General features: G+C 51.4%; 17 protein-coding genes and 1 tRNA gene. 13 read left to right on the forward strand and 5 right to left on the reverse strand.

Annotated features, from left to right (window positions below; all coding sequences use genetic code 11):
• From INT22_RS14940 to purH, 5 genes are all read left to right on the forward strand, one after another.
• On the forward strand, nucleotides 1-906 hold a 906-nt coding region (locus tag INT22_RS14940; RefSeq protein ID WP_193068499.1), incomplete at its 5' end, for an ATP-binding protein.
• A 108-nt stretch (nucleotides 907-1014) separates the two neighbouring features.
• Nucleotides 1015-1926, forward strand: coding sequence for a 50S ribosomal protein L11 methyltransferase (prmA, locus tag INT22_RS14945; RefSeq protein WP_125748230.1), 912 nt, complete (start codon nucleotides 1015-1017; stop codon nucleotides 1924-1926).
• A 99-nt stretch (nucleotides 1927-2025) separates the two neighbouring features.
• Nucleotides 2026-3066, forward strand: coding sequence for a tRNA dihydrouridine synthase DusB (dusB, locus tag INT22_RS14950; protein ID WP_146943574.1), 1041 nt, complete (start codon nucleotides 2026-2028; stop codon nucleotides 3064-3066).
• Complete coding sequence (gene fis / locus INT22_RS14955) at nucleotides 3063-3386, forward strand: DNA-binding transcriptional regulator Fis (RefSeq protein WP_125748236.1); 324 nt, start codon at nucleotides 3063-3065, stop codon at nucleotides 3384-3386. The genes dusB and fis overlap by 4 nt, the downstream gene beginning before the upstream one ends.
• Nucleotides 3387-3446: 60 nt before the next feature.
• On the forward strand, nucleotides 3447-5027 hold the full coding sequence (gene purH / locus INT22_RS14960; protein WP_193060179.1) for a bifunctional phosphoribosylaminoimidazolecarboxamide formyltransferase/IMP cyclohydrolase: 1581 nt from the start codon (nucleotides 3447-3449) through the stop codon (nucleotides 5025-5027).
• A gap of 113 nt (nucleotides 5028-5140) precedes the next feature.
• Here the strand turns inward: purH and INT22_RS14965 are convergent, their stop codons facing one another.
• Nucleotides 5141-6598: an NAD-dependent succinate-semialdehyde dehydrogenase gene (locus INT22_RS14965; RefSeq protein ID WP_193060178.1), complete on the reverse strand. Its 1458-nt coding sequence runs from the start codon at nucleotides 6596-6598 to the stop codon at nucleotides 5141-5143.
• 119 nt (nucleotides 6599-6717) lie between these two features.
• Nucleotides 6718-7269, reverse strand: coding sequence for a GTP cyclohydrolase I FolE (gene folE / locus INT22_RS14970; RefSeq protein WP_125748245.1), 552 nt, complete (start codon nucleotides 7267-7269; stop codon nucleotides 6718-6720).
• Nucleotides 7270-7566: 297 nt separating this feature from the next.
• On the opposite strand from folE, the gene INT22_RS14975 reads away from it, so the two are divergent.
• Nucleotides 7567-8160: a hypothetical protein gene (locus INT22_RS14975; protein ID WP_193060177.1), complete on the forward strand. Its 594-nt coding sequence runs from the start codon at nucleotides 7567-7569 to the stop codon at nucleotides 8158-8160.
• A gap of 56 nt (nucleotides 8161-8216) precedes the next feature.
• On the opposite strand, the gene INT22_RS14980 is transcribed toward INT22_RS14975, so the two are convergent.
• On the reverse strand, nucleotides 8217-9191 hold the full coding sequence (locus INT22_RS14980) for a serine/threonine protein kinase (protein WP_193060176.1): 975 nt from the start codon (nucleotides 9189-9191) through the stop codon (nucleotides 8217-8219).
• A gap of 34 nt (nucleotides 9192-9225) precedes the next feature.
• Entirely contained in the window at nucleotides 9226-9600 is a 375-nt protein-coding gene (locus tag INT22_RS21155; RefSeq protein WP_226912781.1) for a ComF family protein, read from the reverse strand.
• A gap of 431 nt (nucleotides 9601-10031) precedes the next feature.
• Here INT22_RS21155 and INT22_RS14990 point away from each other — a divergent pair.
• Nucleotides 10032-10116 (forward strand) — tRNA-Leu (locus tag INT22_RS14990).
• 158 nt (nucleotides 10117-10274) lie between these two features.
• Nucleotides 10275-11303, forward strand: coding sequence for a hypothetical protein (locus INT22_RS14995; RefSeq protein ID WP_193060174.1), 1029 nt, complete (start codon nucleotides 10275-10277; stop codon nucleotides 11301-11303).
• 115 nt (nucleotides 11304-11418) lie between these two features.
• Here INT22_RS14995 and INT22_RS15000 read toward each other — a convergent pair whose 3' ends face one another.
• Entirely contained in the window at nucleotides 11419-12180 is a 762-nt protein-coding gene (locus tag INT22_RS15000) for an SDR family oxidoreductase (RefSeq protein ID WP_038484790.1), read from the reverse strand.
• A 229-nt stretch (nucleotides 12181-12409) separates the two neighbouring features.
• Here INT22_RS15000 and INT22_RS15005 point away from each other — a divergent pair, with 229 nt between their 5' ends.
• The 5 genes from INT22_RS15005 to INT22_RS21160 all read left to right on the forward strand — a co-directional run.
• Nucleotides 12410-12880, forward strand: a complete 471-nt coding sequence (locus INT22_RS15005; protein ID WP_038484793.1) for an FxsA family protein — start codon at nucleotides 12410-12412, stop codon at nucleotides 12878-12880.
• Nucleotides 12881-13110: 230 nt separating this feature from the next.
• The gene (locus tag INT22_RS15010; protein WP_038484796.1) at nucleotides 13111-13404 is read left to right on the forward strand and encodes a co-chaperone GroES; all 294 of its coding nucleotides are present in this window, start codon (nucleotides 13111-13113) and stop codon (nucleotides 13402-13404) included.
• 58 nt (nucleotides 13405-13462) lie between these two features.
• Entirely contained in the window at nucleotides 13463-15106 is a 1644-nt protein-coding gene (gene groL / locus INT22_RS15015; protein WP_030072731.1) for a chaperonin GroEL, read from the forward strand.
• A gap of 1032 nt (nucleotides 15107-16138) precedes the next feature.
• A complete protein-coding gene (ltrA, locus tag INT22_RS15020) occupies nucleotides 16139-17830 on the forward strand; it encodes a group II intron reverse transcriptase/maturase (protein WP_050801113.1) in 1692 nt (563 codons plus the stop codon).
• Between the two features lie 238 nt (nucleotides 17831-18068).
• The coding region (locus INT22_RS21160) for a TrmH family RNA methyltransferase (protein WP_319022089.1) at nucleotides 18069-18363 on the forward strand (295 nt) is incomplete at its 3' end.

Raw genomic sequence — 18363 nt, forward strand, 5'->3', positions numbered from 1 at the left:
CTAGCCACAGCACGCCGCATTGGCTATCCGGTAATTATCAAAGCGGCTGCCGGCGGTGGTGGCCGCGGTATGCGGGTGGTACACACCGAAGGCCATCTGCTTTCAGCCATTACTGTCACCCGCACTGAGGCGCACTCGGCATTTGGCGATGGCACGGTTTACATGGAAAAATTCCTTGAGAAACCCCGCCATGTTGAAGTTCAGGTGCTGGCTGACGGGCAAGGCAATGCTATCCACCTTTATGATCGCGACTGCTCTTTACAGCGTCGCCACCAAAAGGTTCTGGAAGAAGCGCCTGCTCCTGGCATCAACCCGGAAGCGCGTGCAAAGGTGCTCGAAGCATGTCGCCAAGCGTGTCTCGAAATTAACTATCGTGGCGCGGGCACCTTCGAGTTCCTATACGAAGACGGTGATTTCTTCTTTATTGAAATGAATACCCGTGTACAGGTAGAGCACCCTGTCACCGAGATGGTCACAGGCGTAGATATCGTTAAGGAACAGTTGCGCATTGCCTCCGGCCTGCCACTTTCGATTCGCCAAGAAGACGTAAAGATCAATGGCCATGCCTTTGAGTGCAGGATTAATGCAGAAGACTCGCGTACGTTTATGCCCTCCCCAGGCAAAGTCACTCTGTTCCATGCCCCCGGTGGCCTTGGCGTGCGTATGGACTCTCATCTGTACACTGGCTACACCGTACCGCCTCATTATGATTCACTGATTGGCAAGCTAATCACCTGGGGAGCTGATCGCGAGATTGCCCTAACGCGTATGCGCAACGCCCTAGATGAGCTACTGGTTGAGGGGATCAAGACCAATATTGACCTGCAAAAAGATTTGGTGAGAGATAGTTATTTCCGCCAAGGCGGCGTCAATATTCACTATCTTGAAAAGAAACTCAGTAGCTAATATCTGCAAAAGCGATATAGATAGCTGATAATGCTCAACGGGGTGGCCATAGCCACCCCGTTATTGTTTTACCTTTGCGTGAATGCACGTACGCAGTGGAGATTACTGATGCCCTGGCTCCAACTCAAAGCCCATGTTGCTCCAGAACAAGCCGAACTACTCGAAGATCTGCTGTTAGAAGAAGGCGCAACGGCCATTGGCCTACAAGACGCCCACGATGATCCCGTCTTCGAACCTGAGCGAGGCACTACCCCGCTTTGGCAAGATACAATTCTGACCGGCCTATATGACGACTTAGGTGGCGTTGAAGCCATGCTTGAGCGTATTCAGGCCGCTTGGTCTGAGCAAGTCCCCGGCGAACCCTGCCCAACGATTGAGTATGAACTATTAGCCGACAGAGACTGGGAAAGAGAGTGGATGGATGACTTTACGCCGTTGCGAATGGGCCAACGGCTATGGATTGTGCCGAGCTGGCATGAGCCACCAGAAGCCAATGCTGTCAATCTCATTCTTGACCCAGGCCTTGCATTTGGCACTGGCACCCATCCCACGACAGCGCTTTGCCTGGAGTGGTTGGATAGCCTAGCAGTTAGTGGCGAACTGGAAGATAAAACCGTTCTGGATGTGGGCTGCGGCTCCGGCATTCTTGCCATTGCCGCACTAAAGCTCGGTGCTATCCATGCGGACGCCACTGATATAGATCCACAGGCACTTCAGGCAAGCCGAGACAATGCGGCGCGCAATCAGATTAGCGACGCACAATTGTCGCTTTACTATCCAGAACAACTGAACGACGGCCACTACCCCGTCGTCACGGCTAATATTCTAGCGGGACCATTAGTTGAGTTAGCCCCAATGATTGCAGGTCATGTCGCGCCCGGCGGACAAATAGCACTGTCTGGCATTTTAGCTAACCAAGCGGATGAGGTCTTGCAAGCCTACGAAGCCCAGGGCTTGACAATGGAAGAGCCCACAATTCGCGAAGGGTGGGTTCGCCTATCAGGCCACCGCGCTGTTTAATCTAGCCAACGGCCTTCACCCCATCGCCGAGTAGGCGTATCATACGCCCCCTTGAAACGCCTACTCGGCGATTATTATCTGTATCAACAGCGCAGCACAATGACCACACAAAACTTTCAGCCACCAATGATAGGGCCTTACCAGTTACCCAACCAAGTTATCTTGGCGCCGATGGCTGGCGTTACCGACCGCCCGTTTCGCCAACTTTGTAGGCGTTTAGGTGCGGGATGGGTGGTCGGCGAAATGGTGACAGCTGACCCTTCTCTTTGGCATACCCGAAAGTCCAAGCTACGTATGGATCACCAAGGCGAGCCTGACCCACGGGTTGTACAAATTGCCGGGGGGGATGCTGAAATGCTGGCCAATGCTGCGCGCCTTAACGCCGAACTAGGCGCCCAGGTGATTGATATCAACATGGGATGCCCGGCTAAAAAGGTCTGCAATAAGGCGGCTGGCTCTGCCTTAATGCGTGATGAAGCGCTTGTAGCCGAGATTCTGGACGCCGTTGTTAAGGCTGTTGATATTCCAGTTACCTTAAAAATCCGCACAGGCTGGTCTGCTGAAGCTAACAATGGCCTACGCATTGCTAAACTCGCGGAATCCGCAGGCATCCAAGCCTTAGCAGTACATGGACGTCATCGAGAGCAGCGCTATACTGGATGGGCTGAGTACGACACTATCGCTGAAATTAAGTCGCACCTGACGATACCGGTAATCGCCAATGGGGATATTACCAGCCCTCAAAAGGCCAAAGAGGTCTTGTCATATACAGGTGCAGATGCAGTAATGATTGGCCGCGGAGCGCAAGGTAACCCATGGATATTCGAGCAGATTACCCACTACCTTGCCCATGGTGAGCTGCTAACACCCGCGACTCTTGATGAGCGCCGCGACGTTCTCAATGAACACTTACAAGCTCTGCACACGTTTTACGGCGATACAATGGGTGTTCGTATAGCACGCAAACACCTTGGTTGGTACTTGAATGAAGACCCGCGCTTCAACGACAAACAGTATTATCTGCTGAAGCAGCAATTTAATGCGCTTGCCACCCCAGCATCGCAACTTGATTGGATTAATGATGCCATGACGCAAGACGCTGCAGAGCGTCTGCTAGCTAAAGGAAGCCATGCTGCATGACTGAACGCGACCTGCTTTCGAACGAGCTCTCTCACCGTCTTACAGGCACTCTGGCAGACCCTGCCGCGAGCGCACCGCCTCAACCACTTAGAGAAGCGGTTGAAACGGCGATACGTCGTTACTTCGAGCATCTCGATGGCAGCCAGGCAACTGATCTCTACGCGATGGTGATGGCCGAAGTAGAAGCGCCACTACTTAGCTGCGTAATGGAACATACTGAAGGCAACCAAACCCGCGCCGCGGATGTATTGGGCTTAAACCGTGGCACATTGCGCAAAAAACTTAAGCTCTATGGATTGATTGAAGGTGACGCCCCATAAGGGGCGTTGTTGTTTGTAATTTTCGATGTTAACTCCTTGACTCTGCACACGAGCACTCTAATGGCTGATAGTACTGCTACCCCCGTCCGTCGCGCCCTTTTGAGCGTATCCGATAAAACCGGCATTGTTGAATTCGCCCGCGGCTTAAGCCAGCACGGCGTAGAACTTCTGTCGACTGGCGGGACCTTCCGACTGCTTCAGGAAAACTCAGTTCCTGTTAAAGAAGTCTCTGAGCACACGGGTTTTCCTGAAATCATGGATGGCCGTGTAAAAACACTGCACCCCAAAATCCATGGTGGAATTCTGGCACGCCGCGGTCAGGATGATGCAGTGATGGCAGAAAACGACATTGCCCCCATCGACATGGTGGTTGTTAATCTTTACCCATTTGCCGCCACTGTCGCCAACCCAGACTGCACACTGGAAGACGCCATCGAAAATATCGATATCGGCGGACCGACCATGGTGCGTGCATGCGCCAAAAATCACGCCTTTACCACCATCGTGGTAAATGCTGATGACTATGCTCGGGTACTGGGAGAGCTGGCTGCGCAAGACGGTCAAGTGAGCGCCGCCACCCGCTTTGACCTGGCCGTGAAAGCATTTGAGCACACCGCCGGTTATGATGGCGCCATTGCCAATTACCTAGGCCGTAAAGTGACTAGCGAAAACGCAACGTTTGCTCGCACTTTCAACCTGCAATTAGACAAAAAGCAGGACATGCGATACGGCGAAAACCCGCATCAGCAAGCTGCTTTTTACGTGGATCCCCAAGCAAGCGAACCGAGCGTCGCCACTGCAAAAACTCTGCAAGGTAAGCCACTCTCCTTCAATAACGTGGCCGACACAGATGCAGCATTTGAGTGCGTTAAAGCGTTTGATGAAACGGCTTGTGTCATCGTCAAACATGCCAACCCTTGCGGTGTAGCCATTGGCGCTACTGCACTTGAAGCATATGACAAAGCCTTCGCTACCGATCCGACCAGCGCTTTTGGTGGCATTATTGCGTTTAACGTGGCACTAGATGCCGAAACCGCTCGGGCAATTATTGATCGCCAGTTTGTTGAAGTTATTATCGCACCCGGCGTGAGTGATGAGGCAGTTGCTATCGTGGCAGAGAAGCAGAATGTACGCCTGCTTGATGTCAGCGCCCACTGGCCTGGCGAAACACAGCCTGCGTTTGACTTTAAACGTGTTAACGGCGGACTGTTGGTACAAGAGCGCGACCAGGGCATGGTAACCCGCGAAGAGCTGACCGTGGTTAGCGAACGCGTTCCAACGGAACAAGAACTTCGCGACCTGGGTTTTGCTTGGCGAGTCGCTAAATTCGTTAAATCGAATGCGATTGTATACGCCAAAGAGGGTCAAACAGTGGGTGTTGGCGCAGGCCAAATGAGCCGCGTTTACTCAGCGAAAATTGCGGGCATTAAAGCGGCGGATGAAGGTCTTTCAGTGCCCGGCTCGGTAATGGCGTCAGATGCATTCTTCCCTTTCCGCGATGGTATTGACGCCGCCGCAGCCGCTGGCATTACTGCCGTTATTCAGCCCGGCGGCTCCATGCGTGACCAGGAAGTCATTGATGCCGCTAACGAAGCGGGCATTGCCATGGTATTTACTGGCATGCGCCACTTCCGTCATTAATCGCCTCGTCTTGCCATAAAAACAGGCCCCCAACGGATTTTCCGATGGGGGCCTGTTTGCTGATAGCGCTGCTTATTTATAGCACTATTTATTTATAGAACTTGCGCCTGCGCTTAACCTAGATCAATACACAGATATTTTGTCTCAAGGAACTCTTCCAAGCCTTGATGCCCGCCTTCACGCCCAAGACCGGACGCTTTTACGCCACCAAAAGGCGCGGCTGCATTAGAAATAAGGCCGGTGTTAATTCCCACCATGCCATACTCAAGTGCATCGGCGACGCGCCAAACGCGACCCAGATCTTGTGAGTAGAAATAGGAGGCTAAACCATACTCGGTGTCATTAGCCATCTCGATAGCAGTTTCCTCTTCATCGAAGGGAAAAACTGCCGCCAGCGGGCCAAAGGTTTCTTCGTGAGCCACCTTCATCTTATCTGTTGCAAAGCTAATCAGCGTCGGCGTAAAGAAGTTTCCACCGAGTGGGTGCGGGTGACCACCTAGCAGCAGCTCAGCGCCATTATCGACCGCATCCTGCACATGCTCACTGACCTTTTTGACCGCCTCACCGTCGATCAACGGGCCAATGTTAATATTGGGCTCGGTGCCATTACCTACGTACAGCTCACTATTCATAGCAACCGCCAACTTCTCACAGAAGGCGTTAATAACGCTGGACTGCACCAAAAACCGGTTAGTGCATACGCATGTTTGACCAGCATTACGAAACTTCGCTGCCATGGCACCTTCTACAGCGGCATCAAGGTCTGCATCTTCAAACACGATAAAGGGCGCATTACCGCCCAGCTCAAGGGATATTTTTTGCACGTGCTCAGCCGCCTGAGCCATGAGCTTGCGGCCAACTTCCGTAGAACCCGTAAAGGTAATTTTGCGCACTTTGGGTGATTGAGTAAGTGCACTGGCAATATCCGCAGCGCTGCCAGGCACTACATTAAACACGCCACGGGGAATGCCTGCTCTTTCTGCCAACATGGCGAGAGCCGTTGCAGAAAATGGCGTTTGGCTTGCAGGCTTAACGACAATCGTACAGCCCGCGGCTAACGCGGCGCCTGCTTTACGCGTGATCATAGCAGCCGGAAAATTCCAGGGAGTAATAGCCCCCACAACACCGACAGGCTGTTTTGTCACCACAATACGCTGGTTCGCTTTAGCGGCGGGAATAGTCTCGCCATAAACACGGCGCGCTTCTTCAGCAAACCAACGTAAAAAGCTAGCGGCGTAGGCAATTTCGCCCTCTGCCTCTTTTACTGGCTTGCCTTGCTCGTAGGTCATGAGCAAGGCGAGATCATGTTTATGCTCCAGCATAAGATCATGCCACTTCAGCAGCAGATCAGCTCGTTCTTGAGCTGTCAGCGCACGCCAAGCGGGTAACGCGGCATCCGCTGCATCGATAGCGCGCTCTGTCTCAGCTTTACCTAGTCGAGGCATGTCGCCCACGGACTCACCGGTTGCAGGGTTTAAGACATTAATTTGCTCACCGCTGTCGGCGGCCACCCAGCTACCATCGATATAGGCAAACGGGCAATACAGCTGTGTTTCTTTCAGCGCTTCCATGACAGACTCCTGACCAAATATTGGCCTCACGGGCTCATTGACCTGTTCATGCTAAGACGAAACCACGTGTTTAACCAAATCTTTACAATGAAATCTGCCAAAGATTCTTAGCCAGTATTTCAACTGATTAACGTTAAGAATTCCTGCCGCGTGGCTTGATTGCTGCGAAAACTCCCCAGCATCACAGAAGATGTCATACTTGAATTTTGCTTTTCCACACCGCGCATCATCATGCAAAGATGGCGTGCCTCAATCACCACAGCGACACCTCTTGATTGGGTAACTTGCTGCACTGCCTCGGCAATTTCACGCGTCAAGTTTTCTTGGATTTGCATACGCCTAGCGTACATATCAACAATACGGGCAAACTTCGAAAGCCCGAGTACTTTTCCGCTAGGCAGATAAGCGATATGACATTTGCCAATAAAGGGTAGCAAGTGGTGCTCACACATGGAGTACAGCTCAATGTCTTTTACAAGGACCATTTCATCTGTTTGCGACTCAAATACCGCGCCATTAACAATCTCCTCAAGTGATTGCTGATAGCCAGCAGTTAAGAACTGCATTGCTTTTGCGGCTCTTTTGGGTGTATCGCGCAGCCCTTCACGGTCAGGGTTTTCACCGATTGCGGTGATAATGTGGCGGTAGTGTTGAGCAATGTCGTCGGTCATTTGAAGCCTCATCAAAACTGTACGTGCTAGCCATTGAAAAATATCTGCTCTACTAGAGCGTTTACTCAACGGCGAAATATTGCTATCGATCAATAGCTGAGAGCCGTGCGCCAATCATGTACAAAAAATATACGCGAAACAACTTTTGCACAATAAGAAACACCACACCCGGTTATTTTAACGCATCTAACCCTGCTGTGGCAGAGTGCCGCGCACCCCCCTTTGAGACTATTTAAGCTGTGCTATCATGGATCGAACTAGCCAGCTTAATTCGTAGCGCTCATCTGAGATTTCCTTATGTCATTCAAACCTGCACCATTTTTCTTAACTGCTCTATTGGGAACTGCATTGGCAACCCCCTTGTTAGCCGCTGAACAGACATTAACACTACCTAAAGGTGCTAGTGTCGGTGTCGAGGTGATCGAAGAGTTTGCTTTTAGCGACAGCCAATCGCGTTATGAAGCTATCTTACTTCATCCCACCCAAGCTGGCAGCGCCTCGCATCAGTTGCCCGAATACTGCGTTTTAGTCGCCAATGCACAGTTCACTAATGGGCGCATTCGTATTACAACTCAAGACGCAACCTGCATTGAAACACACGATGCTGAAAGCGCTATTTTCACAGGGTCATTTAGTGCCGGTGCGTATGCAGAAGACGGTCAGTACGGTCTTGCCTGTGATGAGTCGCCTTGCACCTTATCGCCAGGCCAAGCATTCGTGGTAACACTGGATGAAAATATCGATATCAACGCTCAAGATAACCCTTCAGCGGAAATTAATGCTGCTCGGCGAGAGGCTGATGGAGAAGGCGTAGCCAACCCCATCCCATCAGATCGGCCTGACCCGGATGCAAGCGCTGAAAACCCACGCTCCGTCAATCAACCTGAATAAAACCACGTCACTCATCGTCAATGGAGGCGATGCTTAATTAACTCCCGCTGCAATTGTTATGCTAGCCAAATAGGCTTTTCAAGCTGTAACAACTGCTGCTCCAGCTGGCGGATGTGCTGATCCCAATAACCGCTCTCCGCCAGCCATGGAAACGCACGAGGAAACGCTGGATCATCCCAGCGAGAAATAAGCCACGCGGTGTATCGGATAAGACGATAAGCCCGCAACGGCTCGATCAGTGACAGCTGGTGTTGCGGAAATGTTTGCTCCTCTTCATAGCCTTCAACAATTTCACTTAGCTGTGCTCGCCAGCCAGATGGATCATCAACGGGTAACAGCATCCATACATCTTGGATAGCGGGCGCCATAAGGCAATCGTCAAAATCCACCAAGGTAAATGATTCATCTCTTCCTAAAACATTGCCCAGATGACAATCACCATGCGTTCGAATCATTTGATCGCTGGCGATGGGGTGCTTTTCAAGATGACGAAGAATTTTCTGTACAACGTTGTGATAAGCGCGCTGCTGATGCTTGCTTAGCCTTTTACTCTCGATAACACGGGCCTCAGCATCATCAATATCGCCCTGCCACTCTAATGTTGGACGGTACTGAAACGCCTTTCGTGATGACACTGCATGTAACCGCCCTAACGCATTACCTAATGCAAAAAGATGCGACGGATTGTCTAGCTCAGGCGCTTGACCACTGCACTGCGGGTAAAGCGTGAAGCGAAATTGCTGGTAAGTATGGAGTGATTGGCCATGCTGATCCCGCCATGGCGCAACAACGGGCACATTTGCAGCAGCCAACTCCTGAAGAAAATCATGCTCTTCCTGAATGATCTCATCTGCCCAACGACCAGGACGATAGAATTTCACAACCCAGCGCTCACCGTCATCGTCACGAAACATCAGCACTCGATTTTCATAGCTATTAAGTGCAAACGGCTCGCCAGCCGGCCAAATCCCAACAGACTCCGCAGCAGACATAACAGTGTCCGGAGAAAGCGTACTAAACGGGTGTGGCATATACCGCTCCTGTGCAAATTAAGCCTGCATTCTATCAATTATGCACCAGAGGTGTTCGAGCAACTGCCCAAATATCGACACGTTTAGCCCCCGCACGAAGCGCTTCTTCAGCAAGTGCTTGGCAGGTCGCGCCAGTAGTAACAACGTCGTCAATGATGGTGAGATGTGATGGCAGTGGACCATTAATATGAAAGGCACCTACTAAATTTTTTGCTCGCTCTTTTCTGCTTAACGTCCTTTGAGAAGGCAGCTGTTGACGACATTCAGCCGTTAACACGGGCAGTTTGACCCGCTTGCCTAGTTGATCAGCCAACCAGCGAGACTGATTAAAACCACGCTGCCGCGCCCGGGCGCTATGCATCGGTACAGGCAAGAGACCTTCTCCCATACAGCTGGGTGATTTACTCATCATCAGCTCTACCAGCAACATGCCGGCACGGGGCGACGCATTAAATTTAAAATCATGAACTAACGCTCTTATAGGCTCTTCAAATAAAAGCTCCACCGTCGCGGAGGTAAACGCTGGAGGGTTCTCTCTGCAGTGGCCACAAAAAGATTGAACGGATGCAACGCTTCCAACAGCCAAAGGCTCTTTACACTGCCAGCAGCCATTGGCATTCCACGGCAACTGTGCAAAGCACTCCTGGCACCAACCGCCACTGGTTTGCCCGGGAGAAAGACAAAACGCGCAGTAGCCTGGCAGTCCCTTTTTGGCCCAAGTGCTTGCACAATGTACTAACCGCGTTAGGAGCATACTTTCCTCAGACTGATTTAATTAACAATTTTAGTGACACACCGTTGACATTAATACGAATGCTGTTAATATACGTCTCGTCTTCAGCGGATGTGGTGGAATTGGTAGACACGCTAGATTTAGGTTCTAGTGCCGTAAGGTGTGGGAGTTCGAGTCTCCCCATCCGCACCAATTTAAAGGTTCTTACCTTCGAAAAATTCGGTAGCTTCATGCTAACCGAATTTTTTTGTTTTACGATCCTGCATAAACCGATTAGCTGACCTCAGTCTGTTTTTGAGTTAGGTTAGCAGCTAACAACTAACAACCTTATCGCTTCCAGGATCTCTTCGATGAAACCAGTGCTCGCTGTCTTTCTCCTTGGCGTATTTTGCGCACTGTCGCCAGACACCTATTCTGCTGAAACCTATTCTGCCGAAACCTATACTACTGAGGAAGATAGCGACAGCGACCTACCCGAGTGGGCTGAAGCGCGCGTGGAGCCATTTCGAGCAAGCATTGGCAACTGGGTAGACAACACATCAAGAAACATTGACTCTTTTTTTGGTGGTGATCAATCCGCTTCTGCTGATAACAGATCTTACCTCCGCCTTGGCCAGGAAATAGACTGGATGGAAGGCGAAGGCACTAACGGTGATATTAGTGTGCGTTATCGCATCGATCTTCCTACGACAGAAGACCGCCTGCGCTTAATCATTGAAAGCGATCCAGAAGAATCACAAGGCACACTGGCTGAACAAGGCTCTGGGCGGCTCTATAACGACCAACGCGATCGCAGAACATCAACATTCGGCCTTGATTGGTTAGAAAGTAGAGACAAACGTGAGAACTGGAGCAACCGCTTTGGCGCTGGCGTCCGGCTTCGTCTGCCTCTTGATCCCTATGTCCGCTTTACCAGCGAGCGCCTGTGGGACTTAAAGGATAGCCCCTGGCAGCTAGAATCATTTAATCGACTATCCTGGTTTAACAACTCAGGTTATTCAGCACGCACCGAGTGGGATCTTGGCCGGCCATTATCCACCAATCGCCACCTGCGATTTATCACCAACGTGCAATGGCGTGAGGAAGAGGACACGCTTGAGTACAGCGAGGTAGTGCAGCTAAACCAGCGCTTAAACAGCCGTAGCGCACTTCGCTACTCAGCTATCGCCATTGGTGAAAGCCTGTCTAGCCCACGAATGACAAACTACTACCTGCAAACCCGCTACCGCAGAGATATCCATAAAGGAATACTGTTTGCAGATGTCATTCCAGAATTGCATTTTCAGCGAGAAGTTAGCTACGACCCGCGCTGGGCGATGACATTACGGGTAGAAATGTATTTCCAACGCGAGCTCCAGCGCGATCACTTCCACTTCTAGCAATCAGTGCCCCACCGCGAACGCACGATAGGCCATTGGCAGTTCTGCCAATGGCCTATTAGTTAGTTGTCACCGTTAGTAGCAATACTAATAGCAACAGCTGATTTTTAGTGATTTAAAGCCGCAACCCACCGTCGCACTCGATAATTCGCGCCGTGAAGTAGTCATTTTCAAAAATGAAGGCGACGCTTTTCGCGATGTCATCAGGATTACCCAGCCGCTTAAGAGGCACACTGGAGGAGATTCTTTCCAACATATCGGGGCGCATGGAAGCTGTCATGTCGGTTTCAACAAACCCTGGTGCTACGGTTCCAGTACGAATGCCGTAACGGGCAAGCTCTTTGCCCCAGGTAACTGTCAACGCATGAACACCTGCTTTAGCAGCAGCGTAATTACTTTGCCCCATATTTCCGGCTCGAGAAATACTTGAAATATTGACAATAACGCCCTGGTGCCCAGCTTCTACCATTTGCGTTGCCGCTTCCCGGCCGCACAGAAAAACGCCGGTTAAATTGACATCAAGCACCTTCTGCCAAGCAGATAGCGACATACGTTTTTCAACTACCCCTTCTTTTGCTTTGATAAGTAAGCCATCGTCAGTGATCCCTGCATTATTAATACAACCGCCTACCGGTCCCATGCGGGCCGCAATGTCAGCAAATGCCTGCTGCACTGACTGCTCATCAGCCACATTGGTCACAAAGGCGTGTGCTTGAATATCTTGAGACGCTAACGCTGATACCGCCTCATCCAATGCTGCTGCACTCATATCCAAAAGCGCCAAACGAGCACCTTGCTTGCCTAGCCGCTCCGCCATAGCAAAGCCCAGACCGCGGGCTCCCCCGGTAATCGCGATCACTTTATTTGTCAGGTTCATCTGATTCTCCTTAGGCCGATACTTATAAAGACTGATACTTTAAATTGCTTGCTAAGCGCTACCTATCTCGCCTCGTAAAATGGCGCTATTGTGCATCGCAGCATAGAAGTTATTGAGCGAAATATCGAGCATTAGAACACATACGTAAGCAAGCTAACCGAACGTTGGCTGCTTGTTTTCGCGAATTCTGCCACCATATTGACGAATTACGTTTGTTATGGAGTCTGTCATGCCCATTCTTCTTTTTATATCGCTGTTTACGTTAGTTGATTTTGTACTACTGTTTTCGATCGGTAGCCAAATTGGTTTATTAACCACTCTGCTTCTCGTACTGGGCACTGGTTTCATTGGACTACATCTAATTCGCAAAGAGGGTGTTTCCACTCTGGCGCGCGCGCGACAGCGCATGCAAGTGGGCGAAATTCCCTCTCAAGAACTGTTTACCGGGGCCGCTCTGATTTTCGGAGGCGCCCTACTTTTGGCCCCAGGCTTTCTCTCTGACGCGCTAGGCATCGCCTGCCTGCTGCCTAACGCTCGACAGTTAATATTTAAAGCCCTCACCTGGCTAGGCTTAAAAAGCACTGCTGACCAACAGCAGCAAGCAAGCTACGAACAGGCCCAGACATCACGCTCAAGCAGTCAAGAAGGGCCGATTGAAGGTGAATTCATTAGCCGCGATGAAACAGCAAGGCGGCGCTGAAGGCTCATCGAAGAAGAATGCCAAAAAACCACATTTTTTTATCACTTACCCCTTGAAAGGCTACGAGCAGCCCCCACTTTTGAGTCAGCACACAAGTTCGGCGGATGCACTAGCTTTCGCCATTAACATGAAGGTGACTTACCTTCACTTTTCGCGGGCAAGAGGCCCACGAAAATCTCATTTAGCTAACTGCCCTTATGGGCTTTGACGATACTCAGGAGAACGTGAGCATGAATATCCGTCCTTTGCACGATCGCGTCGTTGTTCGTCGCGTGGAAGAAGAGCAGAAAACCGCTGGCGGCATCGTGCTTCCGGGCAACGCCCAGGAAAAACCCACTCGCGGTGAAATCCTGGCGGTTGGTAATGGTCGCATTCTCGACAACGGTGACGTTCGCCCGTTGGACGTTAAAGTTGGCGACTCGGTGATTTTCAAAGACGGTTTCGGCGTTGAGAAACAGAAAATCAACGGCGAAGAAGTTCTGATCATGAGCGAAGCCGATATCTTGGCAGTCGTCGAAGGCTAAATCTCGCCTCGACTACTTACTTTTCCTTTTAAATTTCAATGTTTAGGAAATAACGAACATGGCAGCTAAGCAAGTAAAGTTCTCCGATGATGCCCGCAAACGCATGGCTCGTGGCGTTGACGTTCTGGCCAACGCAGTAAAAGTTACCCTCGGTCCGAAAGGCCGTAACGTGGTACTGGACAAGTCCTTCGGCGCACCGACCGTTACTAAAGATGGTGTATCGGTTGCTAAAGAGATCGAACTGAAAGACAAGTTCGAGAACATGGGCGCTCAGATGGTTAAGGAAGTTGCTTCCAAAACGTCTGACGCTGCAGGCGACGGTACCACTACGGCAACGGTTCTGGCTCAAGCAATTGTCGCAGAAGGCTTGAAAGGCGTTACTGCGGGCATGAACCCGATGGATCTTAAGCGCGGTATCGACCAAGCGGTTAGCGCGGCTGTTAAAGAGATTCAGGCAATGTCTGTTCCTTGCACCGACACCAAGTCGATTGCTCAGGTAGGCACAATCTCCGCTAACGGCGACAAGCGCATTGGAGAGATCATCGCTGAAGCGATGGAAAAAGTCGGTAAAGAAGGCGTCATCACCGTTGATGAAGGCCGTGGCTTCGAAGACGAGCTGGAAGTCGTTGAAGGTATGCAGTTTGATCGCGGCTACCTCTCGCCCTACTTCGTTACCAACCAAGACACCATGGCTGTCGAGCTGGAAGACCCTTACATCCTGCTCGTAGACAAGAAAATCTCCAACATCCGCGAATTACTGCCGGTGCTGGAAGCGGTTGCTAAGCAAGGTAAACCACTCGCGATTATCGCTGAAGATATCGAAGGCGAAGCGCTGGCAACGCTGGTTGTGAACAATATGCGCGGCATCGTTAAAGTTGCTGCAGCTAAAGCACCTGGCTTCGGCGACCGTCGCAAAGCGATGCTGCAGGATATCGCTATCCTGACTAACGGCACCGTGATTTCTGAGGAAGTTGGCCTGACGCTTGAGCAAGCGAACCTGGATCACCTGGGTACCGCTAAGCGCATGACGATGTCTAAAGAAAACACCACCATCATCGATGGCGCTGGTGTAGAAAATGACATCGAAGCACGCGTTAACCAGATCCGTGCGCAAATCGAAGAAACCTCTTCTGATTACGACAAAGAGAAGCTGCAAGAGCGCGTTGCCAAGCTGGCAGGCGGTGTTGCTGTTATTCGCGTCGGTGCGGCTACCGAAGTAGAAATGAAAGAGAAGAAAGCTCGTGTTGAAGATGCGCTGCACTCAACCCGCGCTGCAGTAGAAGAAGGCGTTGTACCTGGTGGCGGTACTGCACTGGTTCGCGTCATGGCTAAAGTACAAGGCCTGACTGGCGACAACGAAGACCAGAACCACGGTATCAACATGGCGCTGCGCGCTATGCAGTCTCCGCTGCGTCAGATTGTTACCAACGCCGGTGAAGAAGCCGCTGTTGTTATCAACCGCGTGAAAGATGGTGAAGGCAACTTCGGCTATAACGCGCAAACGGGTGAGTACGGCGACCTGTTCGAAATGGGTGTTCTGGACCCGGCTAAAGTAACCCGTACTGCACTGCAGTCCGCTGGTTCTGTCGCTGGTCTGATGATCACCACTGAGTGCATGATCGCTGACGACCCTGAAGAGAAAGACGCTGCTCCAGACATGGGTGGCATGGGCGGAATGGGTGGCATGGGCGGCATGATGTAGTGCGACGAGAGTCGTATAGGTAGCTTGCCTAGCGGTCTACAGACGAAGTGGTCACTAACATAACGTTAGTGACCACAACCGCGCAAGAAGCATTTTTAATAAACCCGATATTCGGGCTGTCTCAGTCCGGATATCGGGTATTACCTTAGGGTAAATACCCCTTTTCCGGTATGAGTCTGCTCGTACCTTTCGCTTTGGCGATATTCGTACACGCTGAAACATTTCCATTTTTGGGAACGTGATGTAGCGGGGATATTCGTGTCTATTATTTGACTAAGCTGCCTATCCGGTGCGAAGCCGTGTTCTGGATGGTTCCATGTATCTAAACCGTATGTAGCGGTAACGATATAAGCGGAACCTGCTGTGTAGCCAGCAGTAGCCTAGGGGCAGTGCGTCGCCGGTAACGGTGAGGTGCCAAGCGTCCTGACAATGTACTCCCCCTCTTGGGGTTCAATGCGGCCGTGAGGTCCATTGAAGATCCCGCTAGTAGCATGCGGGTGAGAGGCTAGGCTGGATCATATGACCAACGTAAGTGAACTGCTAACAAGCACCGTCAGCCGCAAGGAGCGTAAGCTACTGACACGCTCTGACCAAAAGGTATTGGGTCGGTTATCCCTCTTACATCTGGGGATACGTTACCAACAGACCTACGGTGTACTGGCAGGGTCTAAGTGATCCGTGTCCATGATGCGGAACTCGGAAACCCCGTACTATTGCCCTACCGGGCAGGCAAGCCGTGAGGCGAGCTGTTAATGGTGCGGGTTTAGGAGGCTGGAAAAAGCGAATGCCGCCCTGTAATGGGGCGGATAAGAGGTTAAACGTTCCTCTACCGGAAACGGGGCCTACGTCCAGCTGGTCTTTAATCGCGTGATAGCGCTCTAAAGCGCTCAATCATGCTGATATTACGAAGAGATAGCCGAGCAAGTTAGCGGCCTTATCTCACCCCTGCGGGAGCACATACACTCCCGCAAGGGATCAATGTATCTGTTCTCCGAAGGGCGTCTTATCGGCATTCATTCGGAGGACAGCAAGATGAGTACTGGTTTTAAACAAGTACCTGCGTTCTCCCACCCGCCTGACAGCTGGCACACCATTAACTGGTCTGCCGTCGACAGAAAGGTGAGAGGGCTACAAGTGCGGATCGCGAAGGCGACTCGGGATCAACGTTGGCGCAAGGTGAAAGCTTTGCAACGACTGCTGACCCACTCGCTGGCGGCCAGAGCATCGGCCGTCAGACGTGTTACTGAAAACCGGGGCAAGAAAACGCCCGGTGTTGATGGTGAATTGTGGAGCACTCCACAAGCCAAGTGGTTAGCGTTAGGCAGGCTAAAAAGTAAGGGCTACCGCCCTGCTCCATTACGCCGTGTCTATATTCCCAAACCGGACGGTTCACGCCGCCCACTAGGGATACCGACGATGCGGGATCGGGCCATGCAAGCACTCTATTTGCTGGCGCTCGAACCGGTATCGGAAACGGTGGCTGACCGCAACAGCTATGGTTTTCGTCCATGGCGCTCAACGGCCGATGCGATAGAGCAATGCTTTGTCAATTTGAGCCGTAAGCATTCTGCTGAATGGGTGCTGGAAGGCGATATCAAGGGGTGCTTTGACAATATCAGTCACGACTGGCTGCTGGCTAATGTCCCGATGGACAAGCAAGTGCTCAAGAAGTGGCTGAAAGCGGGATTCATGGAGTCTCACCGTCTGTATCCGACAGAGGCAGGAACGCCCCAGGGCGGGATCATCTCTCCGGTATTAGCCAACCTGGCGCTTGATGGGCTTGAAAAGGTGTTGGAATCCCATTTCGGGAAGAAAAATACCAAAGCAAGCTACAAGACCAAGGTGAACTATGTGCGTTATGCCGACGACTTCATCATTACTGGCATCTCGAAAGAGCTGTTGGAAAATGAAGTACTGCCTGTCGTTTCTGCCTTTATGGCAGAACGTGGGCTTACGTTGTCAGCCAGCAAGACCGTGGTGACGCACATCGCAGAAGGTTTTGATTTTCTCGGGCAGAACCTGCGGAAGTACAACGGCAAGCTGTTGATTAAGCCCAGCCGTAAGAACCTGCAACGACACCTAAAGAAGATCAAGGACATCGTCAGACGCAACTGCATGTCACGACAGGATGTGTTGATTCACCAACTCAACCCGGTACTGCTGGGATGGGCGAATTATCACCGTCACGTCGTGGCCAAGGAAACGTTTGGCTATGTGGACTACCGTGTTTGGAAGCTATTATGGCGTTGGAGTTGTCGACGACACAGTAATCGCCAAAAGCGCTGGGTGAAGAAGAAATATTTTCATTCGGTGAAAAGCGAGAACTGGATTTTCCAAAGTACCTTAATGCCCGGTAAGCCCGTACGGTTGCAGAGCAGCAAGGACATCCCGATTGTGCGACATACCAAGATCAGGGCGGAAGCAAACCCTTATGACCCTAGAGACGAGCAGTATTTCGAGAGCAGGCTGGAGCGCTCTTGGGAAGCGTCAACGAAAGGTCGTAAGAAACTGCAAACGCTATGGAAGCGGCAAGGTAAGCGCTGCCCAATGTGCCGTGGCTTAATCACTTGGGAAACCAAGTGGAACATTCACCACGTGGTGGAACGGCATAAGGGTGGCGGTGACGAGCTGAGTAACTTGGTGTTGTTGCACCCTAACTGTCATCGTCAGTGGCATTCGCAACAGGAGAAAAGGTCACCGGTCTCTCATCTGGGAGGCTTATAAAGGCTTGAGCCGTATGCGGGGAAACTCGCACGTACGGTTCTTAGGGGGCGGCGGTGCAGTAATGCACTGCTGCTACCCGACATGCAACCCTGAGCCCTATCGCTCTGACGTTTAACGTCGCTAAGAACCCCGCCATGGCGGGGTTCTTTTATTTGGTAATGTACCCCCCATCGCTAACGATCGTTAAAATCATGCTACCATCAGCGCCTTTATCCGGCAGCTGTAGGTCTTCATTACCGTGCTCTCCAATATTCGCATCGTACTAGTGCAAACCTTCCACCCAGGCAACATTGGCGCTACCGCTCGCGCGATGAAAACCATGGGCTTATCCGAGCTCTTATTGGTTAATCCGCGCGCATTCCCAGATGACGAAGCAACTCGCATGGCAGCAGGTGCAACAGATGTGCTTGAAAATGCCCGTTGTGTAAGCAGCCTTGAAGAAGCGGTTAGTGATTGCGTACAGGTGGTGGGTGCGAGTGCAAGGCTCCGCAGCCTACCGCTGCCGCATTTCGATGAACCTGATGACATGGCGC

Origin of the sequence: Halomonas sp. 3D7M (assembly GCF_014897885.1) — a bacterium.
Lineage (GTDB): Bacteria > Pseudomonadota > Gammaproteobacteria > Pseudomonadales > Halomonadaceae > Vreelandella.